This is a genomic window from Amycolatopsis sp. WGS_07, assembly GCF_045278895.1.
Lineage (GTDB): Bacteria > Actinomycetota > Actinomycetes > Mycobacteriales > Pseudonocardiaceae > Amycolatopsis.
The window spans coordinates 149,346-166,620 of the sequence record NZ_CP136053.1 but is presented as its reverse complement, the minus strand read 5'-3'; the positions used below and the strand labels follow the sequence as shown (position 1 = coordinate 166,620).

Here is a 17,275-nt window from a genome sequence, read left to right as displayed (position 1 = left end):
CGGTTGACTGTCCTGGACCGAGTTTCTGACTATCCAGGAGCAACAGCATGACCAGGACCGCCGTCGCCGCGTTCGAGCTGGACAAGTGGGAGCCGCAGGCGCAGGACGAGGCCGGTGGCACGGCGTTCGCGCAGGTGCTGATCGAGAAGACGTTCACCGGCGCGGTCGAGGGGACCAGCCGGGTCGAGATGCTGACGGCGTCGAACGAGACGTCGCGCGCGTACGTCGCATTCGAGCGGTTCGCCGGCTCAGTCGACGGACGGAAGGGCAGCTTCGTCCTCCGACACACGGCCGGTGACGAGGGTCTGTCGCTGGTCCTGCTTCCCGGCTCGGGCACGGATGAGCTGGCGGGCATCTCCGGGACCGCCGACATCGCCGTGGACGAGGCGGGCAAGCACACGTTCACGCTGGCCTACGAGCTGCCGGACGCGTAGAAAGCCGCTCTCTCCGGACCCCGAATTCCCGGAGAGAGCGGCCAGGTTTCCCGCACTGCCCCGGAGGCGGGCCGCCCCGACCGCGGTCCGCCTCCGTGGATCCGGTCAGCCGTTCACGATCTGGTCGACGATCTTCTTGGCGTCGTTGATCGGGATGGCGAAACCGATCCCGACGCTGCCCGCGGACGCGCTCGGGCTGTAGAGCGCGGAGTTGATGCCGATCACCTGGCCCTGACCGTCGACGAGCGCGCCGCCCGAGTTGCCCTGGTTGATCGAGGCGTCGGTCTGGATCGCGGTGTAGCTGGGCCCGGACGTGACGTTCGACGTCTGCCTGCCGAAGGGCGAGTCCTGCTGGCCGCCGTCGCCGCCCCCGACGTCGGAAAGCGGCCGGTTGAGCGCGCTGACGATGCCGGTGGTGACGGTGTTCTGCAGCCCGCCCGGCGACCCGATCGCGATGACCTGCTGCCCGACGGAAAGCTTGCTCGAATCGCCGAGCGTCGCGGCGGTCAGTCCGCTCGCTCCCTGCGCCTGCAGCACCGCGATGTCGCTCTTGGTGTCCGAACCGATGACCTTGGCCTGGTACTTCTTGCCGTCCGACGTCGTGATCGTGACCGTCTGCGCGCCCTGCACGACGTGCGCGTTGGTGAGAATCCGGCCGTCGGCGGTGAGGATGACTCCCGACCCGATCGCCGTGCCCCGCCCGGTCGTGACGTTCACCTGCACAACACTGGGCACCACCTTCGCGGCGACCGTACTGACGTCTCCGGAGGCCGTGGTGTTGCTGATGGTCTGCCCGGTAGCCGAGGACGACGCGGTGCTCGAGGACGCGCTGGAACCGCCGGTCAGCCCGACGATCGCCGCACCAGCCCCGCCGCCGAGAAGAGCAGCGGCGAGCGCGGTGGCTCCCACGAGGGCAGTCAGTCGTCCGGTCCGCTTCCGCGGACCAGCGAGAGCCGCGGGCGGTTGCGGGGGCTGCGGCATTGGTCCGTAGTGCGGGGTGCCGGGCTGATGGGGCGCGGTGTGCTGGTTCGGCAGGGGAGCGGTGTTCGGCCCGCCAGCCGGGATGCTGCCACCTGGGATGCCGCCGTCAGTCCGGATGCCGTTGCCAGCTAGGTCGCTGTTGCCCGATGGGATCCCGCCGCCAGTCGGGACAGTGTTGCTGGCCGGGACTCTGCCGCCAGCTGGGACGCCGCCGTCAGCAGGGACGTTGTTGCCAGCCGGGACCCCGCCGCTAGCCGGGATGCCGCTGCCAGCCGAAGCCCCGCCGTGGCCCGGGATCCTGCCGCGATCCGGGACTCCACCGCCCACCGGCATCCCGGCTTGCCCAGCGGCACCGCTTCCGGCATCGCCCGGACGTCCCCGCCCAGCGGCGAACGGACTCGACCCGGCCCAGTACTGGCCGTACTGCTCACTGCTCTGGTGCGGCTGGTGCCCACCGGTGGTAGCGGGGCCGGGCCGGCTCTCGTTCTCGGTCATGAACCAAGACTCGCGCCCGTGCTTATGAACAGGCTGTGGAAAACCCTCAGGCTTTCCTGAGAAGAATCAGCTGAGAATTCTCAGCCATTCTCAGGAAGAGCGCATCCTCGTCCGTGCCGTGCCGTGCCGTGCCGTGCCGTGCCGTGCCGTGCCGTGCCGTGCCGTGCCGTGCCGTGCCGTGCCGTGCCGTGCCGTGCCGTGCCGTGCCGTGCCGTGCCGTGCCGTGCCGTGCCGTGCCGTGCCGTGCCGTGCCGTGCCGTGCCGTGCCGTGCCGTGCCGTGCCGTGCCGTGCCGTGCCGTGCCGTGCCGTGCCGTGCCGTGCCGTGCCGTGCCGTGCCGTGCCGTGCCGTGCCGTGCCGTGCCGTGCCGTGCCGTGCCGTGCCGTGCCGTGCCGTGCAACCTGAGCGCTGCCAGCACTTCACTGCCCTTGCGGCCGCAGCTGTCGGCTCGCCCCATCGATCCCGGCGACGCACCTCCTCTCCATCCTCTCGATCACAGCCATCCTCCTTCTCCCGGCACCGGTCAGTCGAAGAAACTCGGTACGTCCAGCGCCCCTCCCGATGCCTCGAACTCGTCGTGCACGGCTTTGCGCAGGTCCGCGTCGGCGAGATAATCGGCGGCAGTCAGCGCCAGGCCCAGCGCACCGTCGACTACCGCCTGATCACCCGTCGGTGACCCAGCAGCTTCGGCGAATTCCTTGGTATGCAACGCGACTGTCGGCCCGGACACCGCGATCATCGGGTGCAGCGCCGGCATCCGGAAGGACAGGTTCCCGAGATCCGTGCTCCCGGTCAGGAACTCCGGCACGATGCCCGGCGGCAGCGGTTTCCGTCCGGTGCCGAGCTGATTGACCGACCATCGGCCGGCCAGTGTGGTGTTGAACCGGATCGGCAGGTACGCCGGCTGTGCGTCCCAGTGCAATTCCACGCCGCAGCCGGTCATTTCGGCTGCGCCGTGGGCGATCGAGGTCATCCGGCTGGCCAGGTCGCGCAGCGTCTCCGGATTCGCCGACCGCAGATAGAACAGCAGAGCCGCCCGAGCGGGGATGACGTTCGGCCGCGCGCCGCCGTCGGTGAAGATGCCGTGCACTCGGTCGCTCGACGGCAGTTGTTGCCGCAGCGCGGACACTCCCTGATAAGCCGCTACCGCCGCGTCGAGCGCATTGCGCCCCATGAACGGCTGCGCAGAAGCGTGTGCGCCGACGCCGTGGAACACCATCTCCAGCTGCCGCCTGCCGAGGAAGGGGTGCAGCGCGATGTCATGGCTGAACGGGTGCAGCATGATCACTGCGTCGACGTCGTCGAAGACCCCTGCCCGCGCGAGCGTTTCCTTGCCGCCACCGCCTTCCTCCGCGGGTGTGCCCACCAGCGACACACGACCGCCGAGCCGTTCGGCCACAGCCGCCGCGCCGAGGAACCCGCCCGCTCCGGCAGTGCAGATGACGTTGTGCCCGCAGCCGTGCCCCAACCCCGGCAGCGCGTCGTACTCGGACAGGACCGCGATGTGCGGCCCGTTGTTGTCCGGGGTTCCGGTGCGCAGCGCGGTATCCAGTCCGCCGAGACCGACGGTGACGTCGTGGCCGTGGGCCCGCAGCAGTTCGGCGAGCGCGCCGACTGACCGGTGTTCGGCGAACCCTTCTTCCGGATGTGCGTGCAGATCCTGGCTGAGCGCGACGAGTTCGTCGGCTCGGGAGCGGACTTCTTCTTCAACCGCGGCACGGGTTTCCGCGTCGGCTCCGGCGTGGTCGGAGCCGAGCGGTTCGGCGGCGGCCACGGCTTCGGCGGTGGCTTCGATGAGGGAACGGAGGTGGCTGTCGTCGGGCGGGACGGGAGCGGCGTGGGTCATGCGGGGAATGCTATCGCCGAACCCCGACAAAAATGGATCACTGCACGTCAGAAAGCCGGCCAGACACCAGTTGGGCGACGCCGAAGTACTTCTCGCGCACCTCGTCGAAGCCACGCGCGCGCAAGCTGGCCGCGATCTCCCCGCGATCGAACATGCGCTGTCCGCTCGCGATTCCTCCTGCGGTGTCGGCAATCCTGGCCAGCTGGCAGTCTCGCCGGGCGCTGGTGAGCAGGACGATCCGGCCGCCGGGGCGAAGAATCCGGGCGAACGAATCGAGCGCGCGTTCCGGCTCGGCGAACATGTGCAACGCGGCGAAACAGCAAATAGCGTCCACAGTGGACGATCGCAGGGGAGGTTCGACCGCGTCGGCGCGAAGGTAAGTCACGGTCGGCGAATCGGTTTCCTCGACGGCGCGCTCGAGCATGCTGCGCGCGCCGTCGAGGCCGATCGCGAGACCGCCTGGCCCCACGGCGTCCCCGAACGCGCGCGTGAACCGCCCGGTCCCGCATGCGACGTCGAGCACCACCTGGCCCGGCCGCAGTGCGAGACGTTCGGCGGCGAGTTCGACCTCGCCGGCCATGCTCGGGCCGCTGGGGCCTTTGAGGGCTCGGCCGAGCACCGGCCGCCAGTAGCGTTCGTAGACCTGCGGCAGCAGGGTGGTGCGCATGAGCCGCTGAGTGAGTCCAGTGGGCGGGCCGGCTTGGGCGGCGTCGCCGAGCGTGTCGAGGAAGCCGTCGACCGTCGTGGCCGGCTCGCTGAGCAGATCGGTGAGCCGCTGCTGAGTGCTGTGGTGGGGCACGGGGGTCCTCTCGGTGGGGATACCGGCAGTATGCGGCATGAGCCGTTAGCTCGTTCGAGTGAAGATCTGTCCGATCAAGCGTTCGAGCCCCGGCATTGTCGGTGCCTGTTCCTAACGTCGTCCGCACGGTCTCCGACCCGCGGAGACCAGCGAGGAGGGGCACTCTGATGACCGCACCGATCCTGCGTCCGATCGACCTGCCCACCGGCGAAATCGCCGTGCACGGGGCCTTCGACCTGAGCGCCGCGTCGCAGTGGCTCGCCGCGGCCGGGCCGGCGGGGTCCTTCGCGATCGAGCCGGGCGTGCTGCGCTTGGCGTTCCCGGTGGAAGGGACCTGGACCCATGCCGGAGCCGCGATCCGGCAGAGATCCCCTGGCACGGTCGAAGTTGGCGTGGCGGCGCCGGTGGAGATCGCCGCGCGGGTGGTCGCGCAGGTGAGCCGGATGCTCTCGCTCGATGTCGACGAGTCCGGTTTCGCCGAGATCGCAAGCCGCGATTCGGTGGTCCGGCGGTTGCACGCCCGCCACAGCGGAGCGCGCCCGGTGTTGTCTCCGTCGCTGTATGAAGCAGCCTGCTGGGCGGTGCTCACCCAAGGGATGCGCACGCTGCAGGCGATGCGGTTCCGCGAGCAGCTCGCGGTTCGGCACGGGCGTCAGGTCGGCGAGGACGGGCCGTTTTCCTTTCCCTCGCCGCAGATCCTGGCCGAACTGGGGGACGAGCCGTCGGTCGGACCGTTCCGGCTCGCGCGGCTCCGAGCTGTCGCCCGGGCAGCGATCGACGGCAGGCTGGATACCGCAGAGCTGCTGGAGATGCCGATCTCCGACGCGATCACGCGGCTTTGCGCGATTCCGGGCATCGGGGCGTTCTCCGCCGAGCAGATCCTGGTGCACGGTGCGGGACATCCCGATCTCTTCCCCCGGCTGGACACTCAGCTGCACCAGAGGCTGTGCGAGGAGTACGCATTGCCGCCCGATACGCCACCGGACGAGCTTGAGCCGCTGGCTGAGGACTGGCGTCCGTATCGGTCGTGGGTCGCGCATCTTTTCCGGCTCGATCGGCTGAGGAAGACGGCGGAAGGCGAGGTGGCGGACTGAGCGGCGGCTGACGTCAAGGACCGGCAGGAGGGAGACGTTATGGAGTGAGGCCGCGCCCTATATCGAACCGCGGTCGACGGTTGTCGCCTGGGCACTCACAGCGGCCAAATAGGGCCTGTGGTGAGGTGTCCGCGTGATTACGCCTGTACTCGCCGTCTCGACTGTGCTCAGTGCTCGACCGGGCACCGGAGAAATCTCTGGTGTGGCCATGGCAGCGGGCGCTGGGACAGTCGGTGCGGCGCTGGAGCAGGCGAACACGCCGGGCGTCATCACGTTGGTCACCGGCGGGATTGCCCTGCTGGTGGTGCTTGCCGGCGGGACGCCGTGGCGGTTCGCCCGCAACGTCATCACGATCGTGCACGAGGCCGGTCACGCGCTGGCCGCGGTGACGGTCGGGCGGCGGCTGCGGTCGATCCGGCTGCACTCGGACACCTCCGGGGTCACCGTGTCGCGCGGCAAGCCCGAGGGGCCGGGCATGGCGTTCACGGCCTTGGCCGGGTACGTCGCCCCGTCGGTCCTGGGACTGCTGTTCGCGACGCTGGTCGGGGCGGACCTGATCACCGCGGTGCTCGTGCTGGTCGCGTTGCTGCTGCTGGGCGTGCTGATCATGGTGCGCAACGCCTACGGCGTGTTCACGGTGGTGGCGAGCGCCGTTGTGCTCGGGCTGGTGGCTCTGGTCGCGCCGAAGGTGGTGCAGGCGCCGTTCGTGTATCTGCTGACCTGGTTTCTGCTGTTCGGCGGTGTCCGGCCGGTGGTGGAACTCCAGCTCAAGCGGCGACGTGGCCAGGCACGGGACTCCGACGCCGACCAGCTGAGCCGGTTGACCGCTGTGCCCGCGGTGCTGTGGGTGCTGGTGTTCGGCGTGCTCACGGTGAGCTGTGTCATCGCTGGCGGGTTGTGGTTGCTGCAGCCGTTGGCGTTGTGACTTGGCCGCCGCTGGCTTGCGGTGCGGCGGGCTGGTGGCTGGATTGTGCGGCGTGACGGGCGCGGTGCGGCTGGGGTGCGGCGGAGCCGGTGATGGTTCGGTGGCGACGTTTGTGGACGTTCGGTTGCAGCGGACGCTGTGGACGGTTGGGCTGGCTCCTCGGCTCCTCGGCTCCTCGCTGGGGCTGGAGGTGTCGCGGCTTGTCTGCTGGTCTGGTCGGTGGCTGGCGGTCGCTGGCCGGTCGCGGCCAGGCGCGGTGGTCGTGAGCGGCGGACGTCGTCCGGGCCAGGTGAGCGGCGGTGCTGCCGACCGGCTGAGCGGCGTCGTCGACCAGCTGAGCAGCGGTGTTGCCGACCAGGTGGTCGACGGCGTTGTCGACCAGGTGAGCGGCACCGTGGGTGTCCCGAGGGCTGAGCCCGTCGTCTTCCCATGTGGGCGGTACGGCAGACTGGACGTCTGCTGAGCCGCCGGAGGGAGACAGGCGATGGACGAGGTCGCGAAGGCCGTCGAGGAGTGTGCGCGGGCGGCGAAGGCGGCTGCGCCGTCGTTGGCCGCTGCCGGGGACGATGCGGTGGATGCGGCGCTTGTCGGGATGGCGGAGCGGCTCGTCGCGCACCGGGACGAGGTGCTTGAGGCCAACCGGGCCGACGTGGCCAAGGCGACGGCCGACGGGATGAGCGCGGGTCTGCTCGATCGGCTCACCATCACGCCCGAGCGGCTCGACGGGATGGCCGCGCAGCTGCGGCTGCTGGCCGGTGCGCCGCACCAGGAGCGGTCCGTTCCCGTGTCCACGTTGGACGGTGGGCTGCGGCTGGTCGAGCGGCGGCGTCCGGTGGGCGTCATCGGCGCGAACTACGAGGCGCGGCCGAACGTGACGGTCGACGTGGCGTCGCAGCTGGTGAAGTCGCGCAACGGCGGCGTGCTGCGGACTGGGTCGGCGGCGCTGGGGTCGGCGCAGCGGTTGCGGGACGTCGTGATCGCGCCCGCGCTCGAGGCGGCCGGGATCAACCCGGACGTCGTGCAGCTGGTGCCGCGCGTTGAGCGGGAAGCGGCGTCGGCGCTGGTTCGGTTGCCTGGGCTGGTGCCGCTCGTCATCCTGCGCGGCAGCGGTGACAGCACGCGCGAGCTGGCGACTGAGGCCGCAGTGCACGGGGTGCGCACGTTGGCGCACGCTGACGGGGGCGGGGTGCTGTACGTCGACGCTGCGGCGGACTCGGCCAAGGTTCGCGACCTCGTGTTCGCGAGCCTGGACAGGCTCGGCGTCTGCAACCGGCTGAACCTGCTGCTGATCCACGAGGACGTGCACGACGCGGTGTGGCCGCAGATCGAGTCGGCGCTGGCCGAGCGTGGCGTCACGCCGTCGCTCGCGCCGCACGAGCATCCGATCGGCTACGAGTGGGCGCTGGACTCCGAGCGGGAGGCGACGGTCACCGTGGAGAAGGTCGGCGGGCTCGTCGACGCGGTCGAGATCGCGAACGAGCGCACGTCCGGGCTGGCCGCGGGGATCGCGACCGAGAACCCGGCGGCCGCGGAGCAGTTCTTCGACGGCTACACCGGCACCGGCGTGTTCTGGAACGCGCCGACCCGGCTGCTGGACGGCTTCAAGCTGCTCGCGGTGCCCGAAACCGGCATCAACCTCGACCGGGTGCCGGGTCCGCGCGGGCCGGTGACGTACACCGACCTGTACGTCCGCCAGTACGCCGTGGTGCCTGCCTGACCTGGCCGGAGCACGATGAGCGGATGGGCACGATGACCGGGCGGCCGCACGTCCTGCTGTCCGCGGCGCAATCGCTGGACGGCTACCTCGACGACGCCGGCAGCACCCGTCTGCTCCTGTCCAATGAGGCCGACTTCGCCGAGGTCGACCGGCTCCGTGCCGAGGCCGACGCGATCCTCGTCGGCGCGGGCACGGTGCGGGCCGACAATCCGCGGCTTCTCGTGCGCTCGGCTGAACTGCGCCGGGAGCGGGGCGCGGCGGGGCGGCCGGAGCAACCGGTCAAAGTGACGGTGACGAGCAGCGGCAAGCTGGATCCGGCGTCGCGGTTCTTCACCGTCGGGGATGCCGCGAAGCTTGTCTACGCGCCGCTGGGTAGCGCGGACAGTCTGAGTGCGGTTGCGACTGTGGTGGACGCAGGCAGCCCACCGCGGCTCGAGCGCGTTCTGGATGACCTTGGCGCGCGCGGGATCCGGACGTTGCTGGTCGAAGGCGGCGGGGCGGTGCACACGCAGTTCCTCGACGCCGGGCTCGCCGACGAGCTTCGGCTCGCGGTCGCGCCGATCATGGTCGGCGACCCTCGGGCACCGCGGTTTCTCGGGCCGGGTGCGTTCCCGCGACCGTTGGAGCTGACGGAAGTGCGGCGGCTCGGGGAGGTCGCGGTGTTGCGGTATCGCGCCGCGGCTGAACCGTCGTCGCTTGACGTGCTGCGGCTGCGGCAGGCGATCGAGCTTGCCGACGAATGCCCGCCGAGTTCGACGTTTCGGGTCGGTGCGGTCGTCGGGCTGCCGGACGGAACCGTGCTCGCCACCGGGCATTCGGGCGAGGGCGATCCGCGTAACCACGCGGAAGAGGCTGCGCTGGCGAAGCTCGATCCGCGTGACCCGCGGCTCGCCGACGCGACCATGTACAGCTCGCTGGAGCCGTGCAGCGATCGCGCGTCCCATCCCAAGAGCTGCACGCAGCTGATCCTCGAAACGGCCATTCCGCGGGTAGTGATGGCCTGGCGGGAACCGTCGTTGTTTGTCGAGGCTGAAGGGGTTGAACGGCTGGTCGCGGCCGGGCGGCGGGTGATCGAGGTGCCGGCGCTGGCTTCGGAGGTCCGCCGGGCGAATACGCATCTTCCCGGCGTGCGTCCCTGACTTGACGGATCGGACGCTGCGGCAGGGAAACCGCAGCGCCCGATCGGGAAAACTAGCCGGTCAGCATCCTCCGTTGTCGGTCCAGACGCCCCACTGTCCGGTCGTGCCGGGTTCCTCGCCTTGCGTCCACCATTTCGCGGTCCATTTGTGGCCGTTGTGCGAAACCACGTTGCCGCCGGTGTAGACCTGCGTTTTCTGCCATTCCGGTGCCGAACAGGTGCCCGGGGGATTGCTAGTCGGACTGGTCGGGCTCGTCGGCGGAGTAGTCTGCGGCGGGGTGGCTCCGGCGAACCGGGTGGTGAACTTCGTGAAGTCCCAGTCGTTTTGCTGGACGTTCGAGCACACGCTGTTGTCGGTCGTCGTCGTGCACTGCCGGTCGCGGTTCACCGCCCAGAAGGTGAACCGGCCGAGGTGGTGGCTCGTCGCGTAGTCGTACACGGTCTGGAAATCGGAAACGTTGAAGTATTCCGACGTGTCGGATTTCCCGTTCATTCCGGAGAAACCCTCGTGCGAATACGCGGTGGCGCTGTCCCAGCCGAGGTGGCTTTGGAGCAGGCCGTGGAACGCCTCGAGCGCCGACACCTGCGACGCGCCGCCGCCGTTGAAGCCGCCGTCGAACGGCATGATCGAGAAGTTGTTGGGAGAGAAGCCGATCGACTTCGCCTTGTCCAGCAACTGGGTGCCGAACCAGCCGGTGCCCGCCGCGGTTCCCGGCATGGTCACCGACACGAACAGGCCGGGGTTGTCCGCCTGCAGTTTTTTCGCGGCGCCGAGTTCGTTCGCGATCGCGGCGGTGTCCTCGTATTCGGGTTCTTCGAGGTCGAAGTCTATGGCCTTCAGGTTGTATTTCGTCACGACCTGCTGGTAGGCCGCCGCGGTCGCGTCGACAGTGCCGCAGGTCTGGCCCAGTTTCGTGCCGCCGTAGCCGCCGACCGACACGGACACGTCGCCGCCGTTGCCGCGGATGCGGTTGATCGCGTCGCCGACCGTCGTGTCCGTCGAAACCGGCGAGGTGCCGTCCCAGGTGGGACTGCATCCGCCGCCCTTGGGCGCGAGGATGAAGGCCAGCTGGAACGCCTTCTGCCCGGTCGCGTTCATGACGGTCACCGGGTCGGGCGGGTTGTTGCTCTGCGGCATGAGGTACGGCGCGGCGGCGTACCAGTTGTTGTCGAGGCCGCTCGACGCTCCGGCCTGCGCGTGGGCGGTCGCGGCCACGACGGCGGCCGTCCCGACCACGGTCGCGGCGGCGACGAGGGTGGCGGCCAGTCTGCTTCGCTGCATCTGTCCTCCGGCGAACATGCGGAAGTGATGCGGTAAGCATTGGACTAGACCATTATGAAGTCAAGATGCGAGCGGCTGCTCTCGTCCGGTGAGGGGCTGGTTCGGGAGGTATGCCGGAATTCGGTGCGGCGGGTTCACCCTTGCGGCGCAACGGTTTCGCGCAAAGGGACGCGGACCGCTGGGGCGAGTGGTCCGCTGGGGAGAGGGGGAGACGGTGACGGTGCGGCTGGCGTGGACGGGGACCCGCAGGCGGAGCGGGGTCGTGGTGACTGGTCGGCGCGGGAGGGGGCGGCGGTTGGGCGGATGGTGGCGTAGGCCGAGCGCGGGTAGTGGCTGGTTGGTTGTGTGGGGTCGAGCGCGGTGGTGGCTGGTTGGCGGGCGCGTCGGCTGATGAGTGGTGGCGTGGGTGGTTGGAAGAGCGGTGTTGTTCAGCGGGACCGTGATGGCCGGTCGGCCGGGGAGGGACCACGGCCGGGCAGGCGCGGTAGGGCAGGCGCAGTAGGGCAGAGGCGTGATCGGGCAGAGGCGTGATCGGGCTGGGCGGGTTCGTCGGCAGAGTCACACGGCGAAGAGAGACGAAGCCAAGCAGCTGTAAGGAGCGGCACCCGGTCGCTGTGCGGCGAGCGTCAACAACCGAGCACCGGAACAGGCGAACTCGACAAAAACCAGCCAGGACAGCGAACCCGCTCAGTCGTTCTCCAGGTCGCCTTCCAAAGTCAAGTACACCTCACGCATCTGGGCCAGCAAATCCGGATCCGGTTCCTCCCACAGTCCGCGATCCGCGGCTTCCGTCAGGCGTTCGATGATTCCGCGCAGTGCCCACGGGTTGGCATCCCGCAGGAACTGCTGGTTTTCCTCGTCAAGAACATACGATTGCGACAACTTCTCATACATCCAGTCGCCCACGACGCCCGCTGTTGCGTCGAAGCCGAAGAGGTAGTCGACGGTTGCCGCCAATTCGAAGGCGCCCTTGTAGCCGTGGCGGCGCATTGCCGACAGCCAGCGTGGGTTCACTACCCGGGCGCGGAATACGCGGGCCGTTTCTTCGCCAAGGGTTCGGGTGCGGACGGCGTCGGGTGTGGTGGAGTCGCCGACGTACGAGGCGGGGGCCGAGCCGGTCAGGGCGCGGACGGTGGCGATCATTCCGCCGTGGTATTGGAAATAGTCGTCCGAGTCGGCAATGTCGTGTTCGCGGGTGTCGGTGTTTTTCGCGGCTACGACGATGCGTTTGTACGACGTTTCCATGTCGGAGCGGGCGGGGCGGCCGTCCAGATCGCGGCCGTAAGCATAGCCGCCCCAGACTGCGTAGACCTCGGCTAGGTCTTTGTCGTCTCGCCAGTTTCCGGAGTCCATCAAGGGGAGCAAACCGGCTCCGTAGGCACCTGGTTTTGAGCCGAAGATGCGGGTGGTGGCTCGGCGGTTGTCGCCATGGAGAGCCAGGTCGGCGGCTACGTGGGCGCGGACGAAATTCGAGGATTCCGGTTCGTCCAGGGAGGCGGCTAGGCGGACGGCGTCGTCCAGCAGGGTGATGACGTGGGGGAAGGCGTCGCGGAAGAAGCCGCTGATGCGGACTGTCACGTCGATTCGAGGGCGGCCCAGTTCGGACAGCGGGATCGGTTCGATGCCGGTCACGCGGCGGGACGCTTCGTCCCAGACCGGCTGGATGCCCAGCAGGGCAAGGACTTCCGCGGCGTCGTCGCCGGAGGTGCGCATGGCGGAGGTGCCCCAGACCGACAGGCCGACCGACCGCGGCCAGTCGCCGGTGTCTTCGCGGTAGCGGCGGAGCAGGGAGTCTGCCAGTGCTTGCCCGGTTTCCCAGGCCAGGCGGCTGGGGATGGCCTTCGGGTCGACCGTGTAGAAGTTCCGGCCGGTGGGGAGGACGTTGACCAGGCCGCGCAAGGGGGAACCGCTGGGGCCTGCGGCGATGTAGCCGCCGTCCAGGGCGTGGAGTACGGCGTCCACTTCGGACGTCGTGCCGGCTAGGCGGGGGACGATTTCGGTGGCGGCGAAGGTCAGGACGCGGGCGACTTCGGCGTCGAAAGCGCCCAGGACTTCGGTGACCACGGAGGAAACCGAATCGGGGGACCATGCGTGGGTCTCCATCAGGGAAACCAGCGTGTGCGCGGTGGTTTCGATGGCGTCCACTTCGGACAGTGGGGCGTCCGAGTTCTCCTTCAGGCCCAGTGCGGAGCGCAGACCGGGGACGGCACCTTGCTTGCCGCCCCACATTTGCTGGGCGCGCAGCATCGCGAGGACCAGGTTGACGCGGGCCTTGCCGGCCGGGGCCTCGCCGAGGATGTGCAGGCCGTCGCGGATTTGGGCGTCCTTGACCTCGCACAGCCAGCCGTCGATGTGCAGCAGGAAGTCGTCGAACTCGGCGTCGTGCGGGCGTTCGTCGACGCCCAGGTCGTGGTCGAGTTTGGCGGCCTGGATGAGGGTCCAGATCTGGGCGCGGATCGCCGGGAGTTTCGCCGGGTCCATCGCGGCGATGTTCGCGTGCTCGTCCAGGAGCTGCTCCAGCCGGGCCAGGTCGCCATACGATTCGGCGCGGGCCATGGGCGGGACCAGGTGGTCCACGATCGTCGCGTGCGCGCGGCGTTTCGCTTGTGCGCCTTCGCCGGGGTCGTTGATCAGGAACGGGTACACCAGCGGCAGGTTGCCCAGCACGGCGTCGGGGGCGCAGGCGGCGGACAGGCCCGCGGTTTTGCCCGGCAGCCATTCCAGCGAACCGTGTTTTCCGAGGTGTACGACGGCGTGTGCGCCGAATTCCTCTTCCAGCCAGCGGTAGGCGGCGAGGTAATGGTGGCTCGGCGGGAGGTCCGGGTTGTGGTAGATCGCGACCGGGTTCTCGCCGAAACCGCGCGGCGGCTGGATCATCAGCACGACGTTGCCGGACTGCAGCGACGCCAGGACGATGTCGCCCTCGGGGTTTGCCGATGTGTCGACATACAGCGAACCCGGGGCCGGGCCCCAGTGTTCTTCCATCGCTTCCCGCAGTTCGGCGGGCAGCTGGGAAAACCAAGAGCGGTAGCGGGCGGCGGGGACGCGGATCGGGTTGCCCGACAGCTGTTCCTCGGTGAGCCATTCGGGATCCTGGCCGCCCGCGGCGATCAGGGCGTGGATCAGCGCGTCGCCGTCCGGCTGGTCGGTGCCGGTCGGGTTGACGCCGGGGAAGGCGTCGGGGCCGAGGTCGTAGCCGCGTTCGCGCATCAGGCGGAGGAGTTTGATCGCGGACGCGGGCGTGTCCAGGCCGACCGCGTTGCCGACGCGCGAGTGTTTCGTGGGGTACGCGGACAGCATCAGGGCGATCTTGCGAGAAGCAGGCGGGGTGTGCCGGAGCCGGGCGTGCGCGAGCGCGATGCGGGCGACGCGGGAGGCTCGTTCGGTGTCCGCGACGTAGCGGGGGAGGCCGTCGTCGTCGAATTCCTTGAAGGAGAACGGGACCGTGATGATCCGGCCGTCGAATTCCGGTACCGCCATCTGGTTGCCCGCGTCGAGCGGGGACAGACCGTCGTCGCTGGCGGACCACGTTTCGCGGTCGCTGGTCAGGCACAACGCCTGCAGCACCGGGACGTCCAACGCGGCCATTTCCGCGACGTCCCAGGATTCGTCGTCACCGCCGGCCCCGGCCTCCGACGGACGGGTGCCGCCCGCCGCCAGCACGGTGACCAGCAGCGCGTCGACCTTGCCCAGCTCGGCCATCATCTCCGGCGCGCGTGTGCGCAGGGACGCCGTGTGGATCGGCAACGCGCGGCCGCCCGCGGACTCGACCGCGTCGGCGAGGGCGTGCACGAAACCGGTGTTCCCGGACAGGTGGTGCGCGCGGTAGTAGAGGATCCCGACGACCGGTCCATCACCCTCGGGAGCGGGCCGGGAAAGCACGCCCCACGACGGCAGTTCGGCGGGCGGTTCGAAGCCTTCGCCGGTGAGCAGCAGGGTGTCGGACAGGAACCGGTGCAACTGCGTGAGGTTCTCCGGACCGCCCTGCGCGAGGTACAGATGCGCCTGCGCGGCGATCCCAGCGGGAGTGGTGGAGAGCTTCATCAGCTCCGCGTCCGGGGTCTGCTCGCCGCCGAGCACGACCACGTGCGCCCCGGACGCGCGCAGCGTGTCCAGGCCTTCTTGCCAGGTCCGCGGCGTGCCCAGGATCCGGACGACGACGATCGACACGCCCTCCAGCAGCGCGGGCAGGTCCCCGAGCGGAAGCCGGGACGGGTTGCCGAGCCGGTAGTCCGCGCCGCTGGCCCGGGCGCTGAGCAGGTCGGTGTCCGAAGTGGACAGCAGCAGGATCACGGCGTTCCTCACTCGGGGTGTCCGCGCCCCGGGTCGTCGGGCACGCCGGCGGGAGTTCCTGGCTGCCGGCGGCCGCGGGGCCGCCGGTCACAGTGGCGGGACCGCCCCGGATTTCCACCGGGTTCCTCCGCGTGCCGACGCGTGTGCCTTCTTACTCTCGCGGGGCGCGCGGACGCCGTCAAGGTGAGCAGACCCTCACGCCGGCCTGCTCTCGTCCCCGATGCGCGGGAAAGGCGCGGTGGAGAACAGCACCTCCACCGCGACCTCGAAGAACTCCGCGATCCGCAACGCGAGGTAGAGGCTCGGGCTGTACTCGCCGCGCTCCAGGTACCCGATGGTCTGGTAGTGCACGCCGAGCGCGTCCGCGAGCTGCCGCCGCGAGATGCCGCGTTCGGCGCGCAGCACCGCGATGCGGTTGTAGACGTTCTCGCTCACCGCGCCTCACACACGCTGAAGTGCCCTTTCCCGTCGCGCCGCCACCGACGACCCCGATTCGCGCCGGGCCATCCGCTTCAGCAGGATCGGGGCCAGCACCAATCCGATCACGGCCCACGCGAGCAGCACCCCCAGGGTCGGCAACGGCCGCCACGACTGCCCGATCTCGACGACGACCGCCTGGTCCGGCAGCAGCGCCGAGCGCATGCCGAGGCCGAGCCAGTACATCGGGAACACCTGCGCGACGTCTTGCAGCCAGCCCGGCAGCGAGGTGATCGGGTAGAAGATCCCGGAGATCGCGCCGAGCCCGAACATCGGCAGCATGACCAGGGCCAGCATCCTGGAGTCCTGGATCAGCGAGCCGATCGCGGCTCCGATCGGCAGGGTCGCGACCAGCCCGGCGGCGAGCACCCACAGCAGGTTCAGGATCGAGAAGAACCCGTCCGGGGCCAGTCCGTCGAACAGGAACAGCGCCGGCACCAGCATCACGAGGATGCTCGCGACCTGCACCAGCGAGAACGTCGTGACCTTGCCGACGAGGTAGCCGAACATCCCGTTCGGCGTCGCCTTCGCGCGCAGCAGCGTGCCGTCCTCGCGGTCGATGACGAGCGATCCGGCGACGCTGGTCAGGCCGTTGAACACGATGCCCGCGCCGATCACGCCCGGCACCGTCGCGGCGCCCAGCGAGAACGAGGTGCCCGGCAGGTGTGCGCCGCGCATGAAGAACAGCGTGCCGAAGATCATCGCGAGCCAGACGAGCTGGCCGATCAGATCGTCGCGGTTCGTCCACTGCTGGCGGAATTCGATGAACCCGCGGCGGAGTCCCACCCGCGCCGCGGTTCGCTGCGCCGACGCTGTCATAGCGCACCCGCCGAGGTCAGCCCGGACTCCGCGCGCTGCACGAGCGTCAGGTAGGTGTCTTCCAGCGAAGCGCGCCGGACCTCCAGGTCGGCGACTGCTTCGCCGTGTTGCTTGAACAACTCGTACACGTACTTCGTCGCCTCCGTGGTCGAGTGCACGAACCGTTGCCCGCCGACGCTCCAGCGCACCTCGGCCTCGCCCGCGATCTGCCTGCTCAGCTGGTCCGGCGATCCGTCGGCGACGATGTGGCCGCCGCTCAGGATGAGGATCCGGTCGGCGAGTTTCTCGGCCTCGTCGAGGTCGTGCGTGGTGAGCAGGATCGTCGTGGCGTCGTCAGCGAGCCGGTGCACCAGCTCGTGAAAGTCGCGCCGCGCCTGCGGGTCGAAGCCCGCGGTCGGCTCGTCGAGGAACAGCAGCTCGGGACGGCCGACGATGCCGATCGCCACGTCCAGCCTGCGCCGCTGCCCGCCGGACAGCATCCGGATCTTCTTGCCCGCGTGCTCGGTGAGCCCGACCGCCTCGATCAGCTCGTCGGTGTTCCATGGCCGGCGGATCCGGTCGGTGGAGTAGGGCGAGTAGTACGACCCGAGCAGGTCGAGCAGTTCGCGCACGCGCCATTTGCCGTGGTCGCGCCAGGATTGCAGGACGACCCCCAGCCGCGCCCGCCAGTCCTCGCCGCCTTTCGCGGGGTCGGTGCCCAGCACGGACACCTCGCCCGCGGACCGCATGCGGAACCCCTCGAGGATTTCGATCGTCGTGGTTTTGCCCGCCCCGTTCGGCCCCAGCAGGCACAGCACCTCGCCGCGATGCGCGGTGAACGACGTGCCGTGCAGCACGTCGTTCGCGCCGTAGCGCATGCGTAAGCCTTCGACGCGGAGCACGGTGTCCGCTTGATCTCTCATTGGATGACCCCCATCCTGCCTGTGCGATGAAATGTAGCAGATGTACTACATCTGATCGCAAGCCTGTTGAATCT

General features: G+C 69.5%; 15 protein-coding genes and 1 riboswitch. Of the genes, 6 read left to right on the top strand and 9 right to left on the bottom strand.

What is annotated here, in order from left to right; genetic code table 11:
• Window positions 1-47: 47 nt before the first annotated feature.
• Window positions 48-434: a DUF3224 domain-containing protein gene (locus RPX00_RS00730; RefSeq protein WP_406636413.1), complete on the top strand. Its 387-nt coding sequence runs from the start codon at window positions 48-50 to the stop codon at window positions 432-434.
• A 105-nt stretch (window positions 435-539) separates the two neighbouring features.
• Here RPX00_RS00730 and RPX00_RS00725 read toward each other — a convergent pair whose 3' ends face one another.
• From RPX00_RS00725 to RPX00_RS00710, 4 genes are all read right to left on the bottom strand, one after another.
• Window positions 540-1,499 (bottom strand): S1C family serine protease, encoded by a 960-nt coding sequence (locus tag RPX00_RS00725; RefSeq protein ID WP_406642722.1) that lies wholly within the window; start codon window positions 1,497-1,499, stop codon window positions 540-542.
• A gap of 501 nt (window positions 1,500-2,000) precedes the next feature.
• On the bottom strand, window positions 2,001-2,366 hold the full coding sequence (locus RPX00_RS00720; RefSeq protein ID WP_406636411.1) for a hypothetical protein: 366 nt from the start codon (window positions 2,364-2,366) through the stop codon (window positions 2,001-2,003).
• A gap of 66 nt (window positions 2,367-2,432) precedes the next feature.
• Window positions 2,433-3,755 (bottom strand): M20 family metallopeptidase, encoded by a 1,323-nt coding sequence (locus tag RPX00_RS00715; protein ID WP_406636410.1) that lies wholly within the window; start codon window positions 3,753-3,755, stop codon window positions 2,433-2,435.
• A gap of 37 nt (window positions 3,756-3,792) precedes the next feature.
• Window positions 3,793-4,554 carry a class I SAM-dependent methyltransferase gene (locus RPX00_RS00710; RefSeq protein WP_406636408.1) on the bottom strand — a complete coding sequence of 254 codons (762 nt, stop codon included), beginning with the start codon at window positions 4,552-4,554 and terminating at the stop codon, window positions 3,793-3,795.
• 167 nt (window positions 4,555-4,721) lie between these two features.
• Here RPX00_RS00710 and RPX00_RS00705 point away from each other — a divergent pair, with 167 nt between their 5' ends.
• From RPX00_RS00705 to RPX00_RS00685, 5 genes are all read left to right on the top strand, one after another.
• Window positions 4,722-5,648 carry a DNA-3-methyladenine glycosylase family protein gene (locus tag RPX00_RS00705; RefSeq protein WP_406636406.1) on the top strand — a complete coding sequence of 309 codons (927 nt, stop codon included), beginning with the start codon at window positions 4,722-4,724 and terminating at the stop codon, window positions 5,646-5,648.
• Window positions 5,649-5,856: 208 nt separating this feature from the next.
• Window positions 5,857-6,573: a M50 family metallopeptidase gene (locus tag RPX00_RS00700; RefSeq protein ID WP_406636404.1), complete on the top strand. Its 717-nt coding sequence runs from the start codon at window positions 5,857-5,859 to the stop codon at window positions 6,571-6,573.
• Window positions 6,574-6,625: 52 nt separating this feature from the next.
• Window positions 6,626-7,036: a hypothetical protein gene (locus RPX00_RS00695; RefSeq protein WP_406636402.1), complete on the top strand. Its 411-nt coding sequence runs from the start codon at window positions 6,626-6,628 to the stop codon at window positions 7,034-7,036.
• 21 nt (window positions 7,037-7,057) lie between these two features.
• A complete protein-coding gene (locus RPX00_RS00690; protein WP_406636400.1) occupies window positions 7,058-8,290 on the top strand; it encodes an aldehyde dehydrogenase family protein in 1,233 nt (410 codons plus the stop codon).
• A gap of 32 nt (window positions 8,291-8,322) precedes the next feature.
• Window positions 8,323-9,429, top strand: a complete 1,107-nt coding sequence (locus tag RPX00_RS00685) for a dihydrofolate reductase family protein (RefSeq protein ID WP_406642721.1) — start codon at window positions 8,323-8,325, stop codon at window positions 9,427-9,429.
• Between the two features lie 60 nt (window positions 9,430-9,489).
• Here the strand turns inward: RPX00_RS00685 and RPX00_RS00680 are convergent, their stop codons facing one another.
• The 5 genes from RPX00_RS00680 to RPX00_RS00660 form a co-directional block, all read right to left on the bottom strand.
• Window positions 9,490-10,710 carry a chitinase gene (locus RPX00_RS00680; RefSeq protein WP_406636398.1) on the bottom strand — a complete coding sequence of 407 codons (1,221 nt, stop codon included), beginning with the start codon at window positions 10,708-10,710 and terminating at the stop codon, window positions 9,490-9,492.
• A gap of 687 nt (window positions 10,711-11,397) precedes the next feature.
• Window positions 11,398-15,003, bottom strand: coding sequence for a cobaltochelatase subunit CobN (gene cobN, locus RPX00_RS00675; RefSeq protein WP_406642719.1), 3,606 nt, complete (start codon window positions 15,001-15,003; stop codon window positions 11,398-11,400).
• A gap of 52 nt (window positions 15,004-15,055) precedes the next feature.
• Window positions 15,056-15,131, bottom strand: a riboswitch (cobalamin riboswitch).
• 67 nt (window positions 15,132-15,198) lie between these two features.
• On the bottom strand, window positions 15,199-15,438 hold the full coding sequence (locus RPX00_RS00670; RefSeq protein WP_406636396.1) for a helix-turn-helix transcriptional regulator: 240 nt from the start codon (window positions 15,436-15,438) through the stop codon (window positions 15,199-15,201).
• Window positions 15,439-15,444: 6 nt separating this feature from the next.
• Window positions 15,445-16,299 carry an ABC transporter permease gene (locus tag RPX00_RS00665; RefSeq protein ID WP_406636395.1) on the bottom strand — a complete coding sequence of 285 codons (855 nt, stop codon included), beginning with the start codon at window positions 16,297-16,299 and terminating at the stop codon, window positions 15,445-15,447.
• Window positions 16,296-17,201 (bottom strand): ABC transporter ATP-binding protein, encoded by a 906-nt coding sequence (locus tag RPX00_RS00660; protein ID WP_406636393.1) that lies wholly within the window; start codon window positions 17,199-17,201, stop codon window positions 16,296-16,298. The genes RPX00_RS00665 and RPX00_RS00660 overlap by 4 nt, the downstream gene beginning before the upstream one ends.
• Window positions 17,202-17,275: the final 74 nt, after the last annotated feature.

What these genes read in the sequence shown, in the direction of transcription:
- RPX00_RS00720 (WP_406636411.1), bottom strand. Translation starts at nt 2,366, where the DNA reads ATGGGGCGAGCCGACAGCTGCGGCCGCAAGGGCAGTGAAGTGCTGGCA.
- RPX00_RS00680 (WP_406636398.1), bottom strand. Translation starts at nt 10,710, where the DNA reads ATGCAGCGAAGCAGACTGGCCGCCACCCTCGTCGCCGCCGCGACCGTG.
- RPX00_RS00665 (WP_406636395.1), bottom strand. Translation starts at nt 16,299, where the DNA reads ATGACAGCGTCGGCGCAGCGAACCGCGGCGCGGGTGGGACTCCGCCGC.
- RPX00_RS00730 (WP_406636413.1), top strand. Translation starts at nt 48, where the DNA reads ATGACCAGGACCGCCGTCGCCGCGTTCGAGCTGGACAAGTGGGAGCCG.
- RPX00_RS00705 (WP_406636406.1), top strand. Translation starts at nt 4,722, where the DNA reads ATGACCGCACCGATCCTGCGTCCGATCGACCTGCCCACCGGCGAAATC.
- RPX00_RS00685 (WP_406642721.1), top strand. Translation starts at nt 8,323, where the DNA reads ATGACCGGGCGGCCGCACGTCCTGCTGTCCGCGGCGCAATCGCTGGAC.
- RPX00_RS00700 (WP_406636404.1), top strand. Translation starts at nt 5,857, where the DNA reads ATGGCAGCGGGCGCTGGGACAGTCGGTGCGGCGCTGGAGCAGGCGAAC.
- RPX00_RS00690 (WP_406636400.1), top strand. Translation starts at nt 7,058, where the DNA reads ATGGACGAGGTCGCGAAGGCCGTCGAGGAGTGTGCGCGGGCGGCGAAG.
- RPX00_RS00715 (WP_406636410.1), bottom strand. Translation starts at nt 3,755, where the DNA reads ATGACCCACGCCGCTCCCGTCCCGCCCGACGACAGCCACCTCCGTTCC.
- RPX00_RS00660 (WP_406636393.1), bottom strand. Translation starts at nt 17,201, where the DNA reads ATGAGAGATCAAGCGGACACCGTGCTCCGCGTCGAAGGCTTACGCATG.